Genomic DNA, 15,190 nt, shown 5'->3' on the forward strand with positions numbered 1-15,190 from the left:
CCTTCCTCTCCCAGCCGTAGAATCAGTATTGACAGTAAAAAACCATTTTCATTCTCTGTGGTGAAGCGCTGGTTTTTGCGCTTCATGGATGGCTATAGGGGGAATAATCAATTAATATTTTCATTTCATCTTGAAAATATTTATTAGTATTCCAACTTAGACTATTAATGAGTCTATGTAAGGTTGTCCCATTTGCATTAGATAACCTAACGAGATAACTTAAAAGCGATTCGTTTGGTTGTGGTTTAATTCTAATAGTAAAAGTATTGATATATATACCCCCAAATACTCGCTTGTTTGAGGATATTTTTACCAATATAAATAACAATATTCATTTTCATGTATTAAGAGTTCTCTTATTAGAGGTTACACAGCATATTTTTTTTCAATTACCTATTTACAGAATTCTTCATTAATCTTAGTCCTTTCTTCCTTAACAAAGTTTATTACATTCTTCAAAGAGTTTTAGTTTCAACTAATATGACTTTTATTTAATTGAAAATTAATAAAACCTTCTAAGGCAAATACCTTACAAGGTTTATATTAATTCTTCTATTCCTTTATGGTCTCTAACAATCTTTCAACAAAATGTTGAGATTGCTGTGCAGCTATACTACTATCAACCGGTTGCAGTAACAATTTGTCTAAGAGTCTTTTCTCGAATGTCTCCAGCAGCAAAAACCAATGGAACTTTCGTTTCCATTAACTCATTGGTTTCAACATTAGATACCCAAGGTTCTTAAACTGCTTTGTTAATGGAACCAGTCCAATATAAATAAATGCTCCATCTGTTTTGAATTCCTGTGTCTCCTTAAACTGACCTAACCCTAAGAGTGTAAATTATTTAATAAATAAAATAGGAGTGTCTCTTTTTTGGAGACATTCCTTTTTAAAACCAAAATTCCTTCTTTAACTATAGCCCCCGTTAGTTGAAGCGAAAGGTTTCACAATCTTTGAACCATATCTTTTGTAAATACAAAAGACTCCGTTTAAATTAATTTGCTACTTGCATCCCGTTACTTAAACTTTTTTCATTGATTCTTTATATCTTGTCCAATAGTAAAAGGGAACCACTAATTAAATAAGTGATTCCCTTTTTAGTTATTAAACTTTTCACAAGGATGTAACTACTAATAATAGTTTATATTAAGTTTTGTTAATCCTTAAAAATAATGATATTAATTTAAAATTAATAACCTGAATTACAAGGATCAATTGGTTGAACTATTAGATTAGTATTATAGAGGTACCCAGTGTAATTTGAGTAACGGTAGAAATAAGTTTTATTAGCTCTTCTACATGTAGTATAGTTTGCATATGCGTCAACATAGTTATATCTCTTATACCATATTTGTGTTACTTCTGCAGACCATAAAGCATTTACAGTATTAGTAACTAATTGATACCAAGCAGGTAACATAAGTGCTGCAGAAACAAAACCTACCATTATCGATTGATGAGTTAACTTCTCTGCGTTACTACCATAAGTTGTTGAAAGGTATTTCCAGCTAGAACCGGCACCTCCTGGATCATAAGCTGCATATTCAGGACCTGAGTCTTCAATTGATGCTAAAGATTGTCCACCGTCACCCATAAGTTCCTCATCGATATAAAGTTTGTCCTCTTCCTCAAAATACTGTACTTTATGGATAACTTCACCTTCACTCGAAAGAACATAATTTGTATGTGCATTATCTTCAATAACTGTTTTAATAAATTCTACTTCACCAGTAAGAAGATTCTTTAATTGGAGCATATTTTCTCCATTTTCATCTACAATAACCGTATATTTTATGTTATCTATTATTGTGACATCATTATTTGGATCATTTTTTTTCGTTTTTGCAGCCACTGTATTAAAGTTAAAGCTTGAAAAAACTAATCCAAAAACTAATATACAAAAAACTACTCGTTTTATCATTTTTTCTTTTCTCTCCCATCATTTGAAATTATGACTGAGGTCTAGACCTGTTTTTTACATAAATATCAACCATAACAAATATTAAACTAGCAAACACAGATATTTTAAATAGTATTCCATTGCCAATGTAGAAATAAATTAGCACTGCTAATAATAGAGTGATAAGAGATATAATGGCGATTATATTCCTATCACCTAAGAACGTACCAATAATCGCCAATATTGTAGAAACAATTATAATTGTAACTAGGGTACTTTTGGCTATTGGATAGTGACTCCCCACCAAAATCAGTACCACATAACTAATTATGGTGCCAACCCACTGAAAAAATTTAGCTGCCCTTTTAATAATAATCAACCACCTTCCACCATTTTTGAAATTAAGTCACATTAATTTATTGGATGACATTAATAATCTAGCAACATTTTCAAACTTTGTAAATGAATAACTAGAACTTTGTGAAAATTGCGACTTTTTAAGAGGCTTTCCTTCTAAGAAGAGATTTTTGGTGAATATGGTTTTAATCAGTAAGCAATATCTAATAAAATTCTAATAGAAATTTACAATTAACCACTATATATATATCCCACCTTTATTTTTGAATAAAATTGGTAATTTATCCCTACAATCTAATGCTACCAAAGTAATACTTATCTGTGTATTGGGAAAATTGGTGTAATTTAGAATTGATTATTCACTATATTTCTAATGAACTTTCCCAATACCAATATTATTAAAAATGATTTATAATTTATTGTTTACTTATTGGTAGATCACCGTATTCCGAGTTAACTTAATTTACCCATTCAATTAGCTGTACTGTTTAAAAGAAGACATGTGAGGACCAATCTAACTAAATAAAATAAATCAGTACATTGAATTTACTAAAACGCTAAAATGCCAGTCAATAAGGTTTTCAAAGCGCAGAAGCTTGACCGATTGATGAAGATAGCTGTTTTGCTATAGTACTTTCAGTACATGTAGAGATAGTTGATGATTTTATTTTCAGTCACGATGGTAAAAACACTGGTATGGTACTGCCAAAAATAGTGGGTTTGAACTCAACGCAATCACTACAGATAAACCATAGTGGTTGGAACTAGCAAATGATTAAACGTATAAAAAATTTAAAAGAAAAAGAGAAAAAGCCAATCCTCCTAAACTCGTATTAAAAGAACTCGGCATCGAAGTAAAAAGTGAGTCTATTGACTTTCCAAACCAATCACTATCCTTCCCCGTTAGTCCAAAAAGAAATAGCTGCTTCCGCAGCCTGTTTGTTTAAATAGAAATTAATCAATAAAATCCCTAATCATAGTTAACTGATATGCAATATAAATCAGTGTTATTAAAACACAAAATAGTAAACCTTTAATTAAATTCATTTCTATAATCTCCTATATGTATTAAGAAGGTATTCGCCTTATTTATTCATTTTCCTTCTTCCACTAAACTTCTCCTTTAGTTAAGTAAGACTTTATGATTATTTCAGCTTCTTAAAATACTCGTAGACACCATTTTCATTTGTATCAACTAGCAGGATATCATTGTCTTCTATTGATGAATATATTCTTGTACCTTCGTCTTAGCAATTTAATGTAAGACTTTCTTGAGGAATAGATGTTGGTTCTAATCCTTTTATTACACCAATTTCTTTGTTTAATGTATATGTTGAATTTGAATTAGAATCAATTGCAAAGTATTTTTATCCAGCATAATTTATCAATAAAATGGTGCATAAATCCTTCCTGGATCATGCACCGTATTTATTCGCTTCTGAGTCTTCTAAGTCAAATATGCATCCCATAGGGTGCTAAAACTTCAAATCAGCAATTTAGCAATTAAAAATCTTTATATTCATATATTTATAGTTACTCTTTTACAGATAGTAATGGGTAGTCCATAACTTGGTTCTTTTCTTCCCAACTACATTCTTGTAAAGTATAAACTATTGTTCCTTCCTCCTCCTCATTTACTTGAATTCCAGAACAATTAAATTCTTCAATAAATTTATCATCAATAGTTCTATGCACTTTGATTTCTTTACCATTAAAAGTTAGAACTTCCTCAGCTTCTTGTCCTTCAATACCATTTCCTAAGACTGTAATTTTAGCTTTATCTTTCATTGTAACCTTATTAACAAATACATTCAATGCGTCAATATTTTCAGGGTTATCTGTTATGTTCCCTTTAACAACTTTTCCTAAATCTGATTGACATCCTGTTAAGACCGTTACCAATGTTGCAATAATAAATAAGTTCTTAATAATAACCAACCCCCTAATAACTGTGAAGTCTTACTCAATTTAAAAGTAATTAATCTATATTAATTCTTCATAGCTAACATAAATCCTTCATAAAAAAGTTGGGAAACATACCCCCAAAAACGCTACTTTAAACAGGGTAAAACGGTATAATTTTCCCAACTTTCAATTTCCATTTTTCTGTTTACTTTTCAAGTTATTGGAATTTATAATCGTGTTATAACATGTAAATTATTGTCTAAATTACTCGAGTAAATTTAACCTTTTACAATGTTACTAAATACATTACCAATCTAATAGATTAAGAGGGGATTTCAGAAATGAACAAAGGGTTAAAAATTGCTGGTCTAGCCTTAACCATTGGAGCTATTTCTGCTTCAATGCTATTCTTTAATACTGACAAAACTGCATCTGAGTTTTAGAAATTCTGTTATAAAGCAGTTCTTTGGTTATATTCGATAATGACTCTTCTTTTTTTAACAAATCTTTATAAACCTCTTTGAAAGTAATACTAGAGAGTAAATCTCCCTCTTTAACTTTTTCTAACATTAAAATAGGTTTAATCATCTCATACTTCTTTGAAACAATTTCCCTTTTATTTTCAGGAAGCATGTCTAAATATGCGGTGTTGTTTCTCTGAACTTTATTTGATTCTTTCCTTATTTTTTGTTTAATAACATCACTAGGTGAAAAGCTTGGATCTGAAACTAAGGATAAATATTCCACTTCATATACTTGTCTGTCCCCCTCTATTCTTTGTATCAATATTTTGGGAGGCTTAATAGAAAAAACTGAGTGTTTCAAACCAAAATATGTAAATTCATCATTTATTTTTAATTGAATAAGTTTCATATCTTTTCCTCCAACGAAATATATCTCTCTATCTGGAAAGAGATGTTACCAATAACTACTAGGCTATGTTGGTCAAGGGGTTTATTTATATCGGTGTTTAATCGCCCAACACTCACTAAGTGCCAAATAATAGGTAAGATTAAACGATAATCAACTTTTGCAGAAAAACTTTTTGCTAAATCTAATACTGTTATCTCGGATATATTTAAAACTTTATCTTCAATTTCCTTTATCCATGGTTCATAATTCTTCCTTATTTTTATGAAATTCCAAAGAAATAACATATTGGATTTTATTACTTCTGGAAGTTCACTTTTAGGAGCAATTAATGAATACTCCCTATTATTTTTAGAAGCATAATTATGACAAGCTGTATGTATATGAGGCAATTGCCATGCTTTTTTTTCAGTCCCCTTTATCTGATAAAGATGAGGTTTTTCTCCTTCCCTAAAGACTAAGACATCGGGAATGTGATACCACTCATCTAATTGCTTTGTTTCATCATTAAAAGCTTTAACTGGAACTTCTATAGGTTGTTCATAATATCTAATTGTTCCTGTATCAAGCTCTATTATGTAATAAAATAAACATTCTCCCCATAATGATTCATACCCTACTCTTCGATTCATCTTATGGCTATGTAAATAACCACTAATATGTTTTATATATTTACTCTGTTTATTATTAACTTCTCTTTTCGCTATATATAAAACATCCTCTGAACTCCAATTTTTATTTTTCAAAACTCAACGGCCACCTCCCATTGAACACAACTAAATTATGACAAAATATAACATAATTAGATATACTATAATTTATTAATTAATTCTTGTCCAACTTGCCAATTGAATTAATATTAAGTTTGATGAAATAATAATAAAAGACCAGTATTAACTAGGTTCCGTTAATACTGGTCTTATGACATTTCTTATTATAATTCTATGACAAATCATCTTATAATCTGTGACATTTTATATTGTAAATCACAATTAATCGGCTCAGGTTTTTCTATAGTTATTCTACTGTTACACTTTTCGCTAAATTTCTTGGCTTATCTACGTCACATTCTCTATGAAGTGCCGCGTAGTATGAAATTAATTGAACTGGGATAACAGATACAAGTGGTGTTAATAGTTCATGTACTGCAGGAACCACATAACGGTCATCTGCTTCTTCTAGCCCCTTCATTGAAATAATACAAGGGTTAGCTCCTCGAGCTACAACTTCTTTTACGTTTCCTCTAATACCTAAGTTCACGATTTCTTGTGTTGCAATTGAAATGACTGGAGTACCATCTTCAATTAATGCGATTGTACCATGCTTTAATTCTCCACCTGCAAAGCCTTCAGCTTGGATGTAAGAGATCTCTTTTAATTTAAGAGCTCCTTCCATTCCAACATAATAGTCAATTCCGCGTCCGATAAAGAAGCAGTTACGTGTTGTTGCAAGGTATTCGCGTGCGATTTGCTCCATTTCTTCCTTGTCGTCACATAGTGTTTCCATAACAGAAGCAACAATTCCTAATTCCTTGCTTAAGTCAAAATCAACTTCAATTCCTTTTGCTCTTGCAGCATCTCTAGCTAGAATCGCTAATACAGAAATTTGCGCAGTATATGCTTTTGTAGAAGCAACGGCAATTTCAGGACCTGCATGAAGAAGTAACGTATAGTCAGCTTCACGAGAAAGTGTGGAGCCTTTTACGTTTGTAATCGTTAATGACTTAAAGCCCATTTCTTTTACTTGAACTAATACCGCACGGCTATCTGCTGTTTCACCACTTTGTGAAATAAACACAAATAAAGGCTTTTCAGATAACAACGGCATATTATAAGAAAATTCACTTGAGATATGAACTTCTACAGGAATTTTCGCTAGCTTTTCGATATATTGCTTGCCAACTAAACCAGCATGATAGCTAGTTCCCGCTGCGATAATATAAATACGGTCTGTATCGACCATCGCTTGACGAACATCACCATCAACGGTTAGTTCGCCGTTTTCATTTTGGTAGTTAGAAATAATTTTACGAATGACAAGTGGTTGCTCATCGATCTCTTTTAACATGTAGTGCGGGTATGTTCCTTTTTCAATATCGCTCATATCAAGCTCTGCTGTGTAAGGAGCACGCTCAACTACTGTTCCCTCTAGGTTTTTAATCGTTACAGATTCACGAGTTACAATTACGATTTCTTTATCTATTAACTCTACATATTGGTTTGTTACTTGAATCATTGCCATAGCATCACTTGCCACAACGTTGAAGCCTTCACCTAAACCAACAAGTAATGGACTCTTATTTTTTGCTACAAAAATAATATCTGGGTTTTGTTCATCTAATAGACCAATTGCATAAGATCCCTTTAGAAGCTTTAAGGCACCACGGAATGCTTCTTCCACTCCTTGACCTTCTTTTACAAACTTCTCGATTAACTGAACAACAACCTCAGTATCAGTTTCACTTTGGAACGTAACTCCTTGTAGATAGTCACGCTTAATGTGATCGTAGTTTTCAATCACTCCATTATGAACAAGCGTAAAACGCTGTGAGCTACTTTGATGTGGATGTGAGTTTACTTTACTAGGTACACCGTGAGTTGCCCAACGAGTATGACCAATCCCTACTGGTGCTACTACATTTGCATCTACACTTTCACGTAAAGATGCAATACGACCTTTTTCTTTAAAAACATGAACACCATTTTCATTTGCTACAGCGATACCAGCTGAGTCGTACCCACGATATTCAAGTTTTTCTAAACCACGTAATAATATCTCTTTTGAATCTTCTTTACCAATATAACCTACAATTCCGCACATAGTGTACTTCCTCCCTAGAGGGGCATGGAAGACTGGGGCCCCATGCCCCTGTTTCTTAAAATAGTGTGATTTTAAGGTCAAATCCTTACGTTTGTGCAGAAAGTCACCTCTCTGTTTTCGTAAAGACTTTCGGCTGTGACTAGGGTCAGCCGGGAGGCATCCGCCGATAACTCGATAAACCTCCTCCTCGTCAACTAACCTTTACTCGCTCAAGGTTAGTTCAGGCGCTTCAGTAAACAATAACCTACAATCCACCTTTCTATAGTTTGATGTTAAAATCACAAAGTTAATCATACACACAATTGATAACTTCGTCAATTATAAACCATTTTTTTACTATTTTTCTAAATTTAAAATATGCATAAGCGGCTTTATCCACTTATGCATATTTAGAGAAATAGTATGTTATTAGATTATTCTATTCCCATTTCTTTTGTGACAACCGAAGCGATACGGTCAACCACTTCACGGCACATTTCCTCTGTTGGAGCTTCTGCCATAACTCGGACAAGCGGCTCCGTTCCAGATGGACGAACTAAAATACGACCGTTTCCATTCATTTCAGCTTCTGCTTCTTTAATTGCTTGAACAACCTCATTGTTACTCATTACTTCGTGCTTATCACGAACCTTGATGTTCACTAATCGTTGAGGAAACTTTTTCATTTCACCCGCTAGTTGAGATAATGACTTTTTCGTCATCTTCATAATATTTACTAGCTGTAATGCTGATAACATACCATCACCGGTCGTATTATAATCAAGAAAAATAATATGTCCTGATTGCTCTCCACCTAAGTTGTATCCATTCTTTTTCATTTCTTCAACAACATAACGGTCACCAACAGCCGTTTGAGCTGTCTTGATTTCATTTTCTTCTAAACCTTTATAAAAGCCTAAGTTACTCATAACTGTAGACACAACTGTTTGATGCTTTAGCTGTGAAGTTTGTTTAAAGTATTTTGCACAAATAAACATGATTTGGTCACCGTCTACAATTTGACCTTTCTCGTCAACAGCAATTAGTCTGTCTCCATCTCCGTCAAAAGCAAGCCCCACGTCAGCACCTTTTTCTACTACCATTGCAGCTAGCTTTTCTGGATGTGTTGAACCTACCCCATCATTAATGTTTAATCCGTTAGGTGAACACCCCATCGTAGAAATATCTGCATCTAAGTCAGCAAATAAATGCATCGCAAGTGATGAAGTTGCTCCGTGGGCACAGTCTAAAGCGACATGTATCCCAGAGAAATCATCATCGACTGTCTGTTTTAAGTATTGCAGATACTTTTGGCCACCTTCAAAGTAGTCACTAACTTGTCCTAAGTCCCCACCAATTGGTCGTGGCAATGTATCTACTTCTTGGTCAAGTAAATCTTCAATTTCTTGTTCCTGTTCATCAGAAAGTTTAAACCCGTCTGGTCCAAAAAACTTAATACCGTTATCTTGAACTGGATTATGTGATGCGGAAATCATTACGCCTGCTTTTGCACCAATTGCTTTAGTTAAATAAGAAACACCTGGAGTTGAAATTACACCGAGACGCATCACTTCTGCACCAATTGATAGCAAGCCTGCAACTAATGCACCTTCTAACATATGTCCAGAAATACGTGTATCACGGCCAATTAAAATTTTTGGACGAGCTTGATCCTTTGTTAATACATAACCACCAAAACGACCTACTTTAAACGCTAGCTCAGGAGTTAACTCACTATTTGCAATTCCACGTACTCCATCAGTACCAAAATATTTACCCATTATCTATGTCGCTCCTTCATGAACTCTTCAAGAATTTTTTTTATTCGTTTGAAATTTGTACAGTGGCAGTTTTCGTCGCTAACGTCCAGTTTAAGTCTTCTGGACCGTTCACCTGAATATCTACCTTATGTTCACCACTGCCTAAGTTATTTACATCAATATATATATCAAAATCTGATTCATCGATATCCTTTAAGAGCGTTGGCGCACCTACTATTTCAATATTTACTACTCCCTCAGCAGGAGTAAGGAATATAGCCTTTAAAGAATTCGGTATACCTATCACTTTTATGGGAAGGTTTGTTATAGTCTGTAATTCATTTTTTTCGACAGTTACTTGAACTGGAATTTTCGTTGGTGTTATTTGTTTTAAACCCTTAGGAACAGGAATTTCAACTTCAATTGTTGTACTCTCACTAATTCCTTCTACGTCTACTTCTATATTTTCAATCGCCTGAATTTTATCTATATCTTTTTTAGCACCAAATATGGTGATGTCTTTTACAGCAGTTTCTAATCCAATTAAACTGTAACCATCTTCTACTTTTCCCTTTGGAACAAATGAAATCGGAACAACCTTATTAGGACTTATAATTGAAACTTCTACATCGACAACTGCAGGTACGACTTCCACCGCTAGACGATTTCCTTCACTATCATATACAGCAACAGGTGCTTCTTGTTTAATTTTCTCATCTGCACCTTTCAGATCTACAATTGCTTTTACTAAAGCAATTTGTTCAACCTGTTCTTTTGCACCAATTACTTTTACATTTTTCGGATTTACAATAGGTTCGTCTAAAGCGTATCCATCATTTAACTCATGAATATAATCTACTTCTACTGAAAATTCCTTTTCCACCTTTTCATGAATGGTTAATGTAATAACTGCTGGATCAATTGTAACTTTCACACTATCATTTATATCCTCATACAGTACTTTTAGTTCATGTGTCCCTGGTTTTAACTTTTCAAGATCAATATATGGTTCGATTGAACGTTGTAATTTAATTGGTTGTACTGAACTACGCGGCCCTTCTAATGTAACGTTAACTGTTTGAGGCAAGCCAGAGACTACATAGTTATCTCGGTCATAATAAACCGATAAAGGAATCTCTGTAAGAGTCTCATTCTCCGTTGTCATTAGAGGTAAGCTAAATGGTGTATCGACTTGCTTAGATTGTGTACCCATGTTAACGGATGTGTATAGCATGAGAGCAAATAATAGAGCAATGACTCTAACAACCCAGTGATTATCCATGAACTTATCCATTTTTCTTCACCATCCAATTCCAACGAGCTGAAGAAGAAGTTTTGTTTGCGTTCACTATCTCTTTTGACAGCAATTCACTTACCATTTCAGGAGATAAGTCTCTATGTAACTCACCATTTTTTGTTAATGATACGCTACCGGTTTCTTCTGAGACAACAATCGTAAGACTATCTGTCACTTCACTTATTCCTAAAGCTGCTCGGTGTCTCGTACCTAATTCCTTTGAAATAAATGGACTTTCGGAAAGAGGCAAGTAACACGCGGCTGCTGATACTTGATGCTTCTGCACAATAACGGCTCCATCATGAAGTGGTGTATTTGGAATAAAGATATTTATCAATAACTCCGATGTCAGCTTTGCATTTAGCGGAATACCCGTTTCGATATAATCACTCATACCGGTTTCACGCTCAATTGATAACAAGGCACCGATTCGACGCTTGGCCATATATGATGTTGCCTTTACAATTGCTTCTACTAGCTGTGTTTGTTCCTCTTCCTCGTTTACCGTACTTCTTGAGAAGATTTTCCCTCTTCCTAGTTGTTCAAGCGCACGACGTAACTCAGGTTGGAAAATTATGATGACGGCCAGGAAACCCCAAGTCAACGCTTGGTCCATAAGCCATTGCAAGGTATGTAAACCAAAGAAGCTACTAAGTATTCGTACAATCACAATAACTACGATTCCCTTTAATAACTGCACAGCTTTCGTTCCTCGTATGACCATGATTAATTTATAAATCACATACCATACTAGGAGAATGTCGATGGCGTTACCAAGGTAATGTAGAATTGGGAATTCTTCAAAAAGCATTCTTACACTTCCTTTGTAGTTATTTCAATTCCCTATTATATAAAAACTCTAGTCATACCCTTATACAAGGCATATTACCTAGTTTTTCATTTCTTAGCTAACTTACCCATTATACCACAATCGTACCAAGACAGAAAAAGCCATCTAGATTCGATGGCTAATTTTCATGTGAACGATTAAAAAATTCTGTTGTTTCTTTTACTCCTTGTTTGATATGGAACCAGATCCATTCAAACATTTGATCTATTTCTTTAATTTCACCAGTTACACTACCTGCTGAAGCTAAGTATTGTTTGCCATTAATAACGGTCACATTTCCTTTTACTTCACCTTCGATACGTACATCCCCGTTACGAACGAATAGATCACCATCCACTACCTTTCCCTCAGGTACGATTACGATGTTATCCTCTATACGAATATTTGGCTGTTTTGAGACAGCAAGCTCCTGATCTTCATTCCACATTTGATACATACCACCAAACATTAATACAAAAAATACTGCTGCGGCTGTAACAAGTGGGTGAATTCTCATCCAACGCTTTACTTGAACGATTTTCTTTTCCTCAGGTAATCTTTGCATTACTTTTGAGGTAAAATCAGATGGTGCTTGTATGTGCGACGTACTTTGTACTAAAGCAATGGTCTTCTTCAGCTCGTGAAAATGCTGTTGACATTCCGAACATTTAACGAGGTGATCTCGCAGTTCACGTTCGTGTTCCTCTGTTAAATCCTCATCTAAGTAATCATGCATGTATTCGATATACTTCGGTTCACATTTCATGTTTTTTCACCTCAAATTAAACTTCTCTTAATTGTTTTCGGAGTGCTTCTCTTCCCCTGTGAATTCTCGTTTTGATTGTACTTATTGGCAAACCTAAAATGTCACTTATTTCCTTTAACGAAAGCTCCTCTATATACTTCATTACAATAACCGCTCTATATTTTTCTGGTAACTTTAATATTTCTTCTTGTACACTTTGTTGTAACTCTAGACTCTCTACTTCTTCTTCAGGTAGTGGCGTATCTGATGCTACTTGCGAATACATCGTCAACCCTTCTGTTCCTTTTACTTCTGCATCTAAATAAAAGTCAGGTTTCTTCTTTCTTATACGATCGATCGATAGATTAGTTGCAATTCGATATAGCCAAGTTGAAAACTTTTTATCAATATTGTAACTATCAATGTTTATATATGCACGAATAAAGGCTTCCTGCGCTATATCCTCAGCCTCATGACTGTTTCCTAACATTCGATAACAAAGAATATAGACCTTGTCTTTATATAGCTCAACGATCTCACTAAAAGCATTTTGATCCCCGTTTTTCACCTGTCGTATTCGATTTTTTACTATTGTCTCCATATTCGCCCCCCGCGCATGAAGCGGCTATCCCTTTTATACGTATCATCTAATAAAAAGGTTTCATTATTTTTTTTATATATTTTATTTTAGCAAAAAAATCGTACAATGTTTAAAAAAGTTAAAAAATGGCTATAAGATAATATAGACAATGTACAAATGTACATATGAGGAGGAGAAAGCATGAAGACTTTGAACTTACTCATTAATAAAATCGAAAATCAAAGAAAAGAATTAATCAGATTAGCTTCGAATTACAGCTTTAGTTCTCCTGAGGTTGTCCAAGCGAGTACAGCGCTTGATCAGATGTTAAATCAATTTGAGTTATATAAAGAAAACAGTAGACGATAATATTCGTCTACTGTTTTTATGTTGTTATACTAATTTTTCCCCAAACAACGACCCCATTAGCGCTACCGCTACTGAAGCTGTTTTGTTCTTATCATCTAAAATTGGATTAACCTCTACAAACTCAGCCGAGGTGATTAACCCTGATTCCTCAAGCATTTCCATTGCGAGATGACTTTCACGATAGCTGATACCACCAATTACCGGTGTACCTACACCTGGTGCATCATGTGGATCAAGTCCATCTAAATCTAGTGAAAGATGAACGCCATCTGTACGTTCTGAAAGATACGCAATCGTCTCTTCCATAACGGCCGTCATTCCCATACGATCAATTTCGTGCATGCTGTATACTTTAATTCCTTTTTCCTTAATTAATTCTTTCTCGCCATCATCTAAAGATCTAGCACCGATAATTACGATATTTTCAGGCTTCACCTTTTGCTCATATCCACCAATTTTTGTTAGTGTCGGATGACCTAATCCTAAACTTACTGCTAATGGCATACCGTGAATATTTCCAGATGGAGAGGTTTCTGCTGTATTTAAATCTCCATGTGCATCATACCAGATTACACCTAGATTTTTGTAATGTTTCGAAACACCTGCTAGCGTTCCAATTGCAATACTATGATCTCCACCAAGTACTAGAGGAAAACTACCATTATGAATGGTTTGATCCACTACATTCGCTAGCGCTTCACTTGCCTCCGCAACCGCTTTCAAATTTCTTAAGTTGTCAACAGATTCCTCGTTTAACCTCTGTGGACTACCGATTTGAACATCCCCAAGGTCATTAATTTCATAGTTTAATTCTTCTAAACGCTCAACTACACCTGCGTAACGGATCGCACTTGGCCCCATATCTACTCCACGACGAGCTTGGCCTAAATCCATCGGTACCCCTATAATTGATATATTCTTTCTCTCCATAATTCTACCTCCCCTTATTCTCCTGTATTTATTGTAACGTGAATGATTTAAATGACTCAACTCAACAAATTCATGTATATATATACGGAAAAACTATAGAAGAAGTTTTGGTCTTGTCATCACGAGAGGATTCTGGCGGACTTTTCATTTTTGAGGAAAATTTATTGTTTTCTCGAGTAATACAAAATATTTCACTTTTTACCTTTAAATACCATTCCTATATAAATAAAAAGAGAGCGAAATATGAATTTCGCCCTCTTTTTATGATGAGCCATGAAGGACTCGAACCTTCGACCCTCTGATTAAAAGTCAGATGCTCTACCAACTGAGCTAATGGCTCGAAAATGGCTGGGCTAGCTGGATTTGAACCAACGCATGTCGCAGTCAAAGTGCGATGCCTTACCGCTTGGCTATAGCCCAATAGATGTTATGTATGTGTATTCCATTAAAGGAAAGAGAGAGGTAAAAGATCAAGGTTACCCTTTCTTTTACTTCTCCCAACTGATGACCCATACGGGATTCGAACCCGTGTTACCGCCGTGAAAGGGCGGTGTCTTAACCGCTTGACCAATGGGCCAGATTTAGTAATAACGAAGCTTCCAACCGGACTCGAACCGGTGACCTCTTCCTTACCATGGAAGTGCTCTACCTGCTGAGCTATGGAAGCATGGCTCCACCAGTAGGATTCGAACCTACGACCCTTCGGTTAACAGCCGAATGCTCTACCGCTGAGCTATGGTGGAATAATCAATAAGCTTGGCGACGTCCTACTCTCACAGGGACAAAGTCCCAACTACCATCGGCGCTGAAGAGCTTAACTTCCGTGTTCGGAATGGGAACGGGTGTGAC

12 protein-coding genes, 5 tRNA genes, 1 rRNA gene and 1 pseudogene are annotated in these 15,190 nt (G+C 34.8%); 1 reads left to right on the top strand and 18 read right to left on the bottom strand.

Annotated features, from left to right (window positions below; translation table 11 throughout):
* Positions 1-552: 552 nt before the first annotated feature.
* The 11 genes and pseudogenes from JR050_RS20145 to sigW form a co-directional block, all read right to left on the bottom strand.
* Positions 553-810, bottom strand: a pseudogene (locus JR050_RS20145) (NAD(P)/FAD-dependent oxidoreductase); the annotation flags it as partial.
* 379 nt (positions 811-1,189) lie between these two features.
* Positions 1,190-1,921: a hypothetical protein gene (locus tag JR050_RS00580; protein WP_204201582.1), complete on the bottom strand. Its 732-nt coding sequence runs from the start codon at positions 1,919-1,921 to the stop codon at positions 1,190-1,192.
* A 1,869-nt stretch (positions 1,922-3,790) separates the two neighbouring features.
* The gene (locus JR050_RS00585; protein ID WP_204201583.1) at positions 3,791-4,195 is read right to left on the bottom strand and encodes a hypothetical protein; all 405 of its coding nucleotides are present in this window, start codon (positions 4,193-4,195) and stop codon (positions 3,791-3,793) included.
* Positions 4,196-4,573: 378 nt separating this feature from the next.
* The gene (locus tag JR050_RS00590; RefSeq protein WP_204201584.1) at positions 4,574-5,035 is read right to left on the bottom strand and encodes a hypothetical protein; all 462 of its coding nucleotides are present in this window, start codon (positions 5,033-5,035) and stop codon (positions 4,574-4,576) included.
* On the bottom strand, positions 5,032-5,778 hold the full coding sequence (locus JR050_RS00595) for a hypothetical protein (RefSeq protein ID WP_204201585.1): 747 nt from the start codon (positions 5,776-5,778) through the stop codon (positions 5,032-5,034). Before JR050_RS00595 ends, JR050_RS00590 begins: the two co-directional genes overlap by 4 nt.
* Positions 5,779-6,049: 271 nt before the next feature.
* On the bottom strand, positions 6,050-7,852 hold the full coding sequence (gene glmS / locus JR050_RS00600; RefSeq protein WP_204201586.1) for a glutamine--fructose-6-phosphate transaminase (isomerizing): 1,803 nt from the start codon (positions 7,850-7,852) through the stop codon (positions 6,050-6,052).
* A 413-nt stretch (positions 7,853-8,265) separates the two neighbouring features.
* Positions 8,266-9,612, bottom strand: a complete 1,347-nt coding sequence (glmM, locus tag JR050_RS00605; RefSeq protein WP_204201587.1) for a phosphoglucosamine mutase — start codon at positions 9,610-9,612, stop codon at positions 8,266-8,268.
* Between the two features lie 40 nt (positions 9,613-9,652).
* A complete protein-coding gene (locus JR050_RS00610) occupies positions 9,653-10,885 on the bottom strand; it encodes a CdaR family protein (protein ID WP_204201588.1) in 1,233 nt (410 codons plus the stop codon).
* Entirely contained in the window at positions 10,878-11,699 is an 822-nt protein-coding gene (gene cdaA, locus JR050_RS00615) for a diadenylate cyclase CdaA (RefSeq protein WP_204201589.1), read from the bottom strand. The genes JR050_RS00610 and cdaA overlap by 8 nt, the downstream gene beginning before the upstream one ends.
* A gap of 157 nt (positions 11,700-11,856) precedes the next feature.
* Positions 11,857-12,483, bottom strand: coding sequence for an anti-sigma factor family protein (locus JR050_RS00620; RefSeq protein ID WP_204201590.1), 627 nt, complete (start codon positions 12,481-12,483; stop codon positions 11,857-11,859).
* Between the two features lie 16 nt (positions 12,484-12,499).
* Positions 12,500-13,063: an RNA polymerase sigma factor SigW gene (gene sigW / locus JR050_RS00625; protein ID WP_204201591.1), complete on the bottom strand. Its 564-nt coding sequence runs from the start codon at positions 13,061-13,063 to the stop codon at positions 12,500-12,502.
* 180 nt (positions 13,064-13,243) lie between these two features.
* On the opposite strand from sigW, the gene JR050_RS00630 reads away from it, so the two are divergent.
* A complete protein-coding gene (locus tag JR050_RS00630; RefSeq protein ID WP_204201592.1) occupies positions 13,244-13,411 on the top strand; it encodes an aspartyl-phosphate phosphatase Spo0E family protein in 168 nt (55 codons plus the stop codon).
* A 24-nt stretch (positions 13,412-13,435) separates the two neighbouring features.
* On the opposite strand, the gene rocF is transcribed toward JR050_RS00630, so the two are convergent.
* From rocF to rrf, 7 genes are all read right to left on the bottom strand, one after another.
* Positions 13,436-14,341 carry an arginase gene (rocF, locus tag JR050_RS00635; RefSeq protein WP_204201593.1) on the bottom strand — a complete coding sequence of 302 codons (906 nt, stop codon included), beginning with the start codon at positions 14,339-14,341 and terminating at the stop codon, positions 13,436-13,438.
* Positions 14,342-14,608: 267 nt separating this feature from the next.
* Positions 14,609-14,681: transfer RNA gene (locus tag JR050_RS00640), tRNA-Lys, on the bottom strand.
* 5 nt (positions 14,682-14,686) lie between these two features.
* Positions 14,687-14,761, bottom strand: a tRNA-Gln gene (locus JR050_RS00645).
* Positions 14,762-14,846: 85 nt separating this feature from the next.
* Positions 14,847-14,918 (bottom strand) — tRNA-Glu (locus tag JR050_RS00650).
* Positions 14,919-14,935: 17 nt separating this feature from the next.
* Positions 14,936-15,008 (bottom strand) — tRNA-Thr (locus tag JR050_RS00655).
* 1 nt (position 15,009) lies between these two features.
* Positions 15,010-15,084: transfer RNA gene (locus JR050_RS00660), tRNA-Asn, on the bottom strand.
* An 11-nt stretch (positions 15,085-15,095) separates the two neighbouring features.
* Positions 15,096-15,190 (bottom strand): 5S ribosomal RNA (gene rrf, locus JR050_RS00665); the annotation flags it as partial.

The sequence above is a fragment of the Bacillus suaedaesalsae genome, assembly GCF_016890225.1.
GTDB lineage: Bacteria > Bacillota > Bacilli > Bacillales > SA4 > Bacillus_BS > Bacillus_BS suaedaesalsae.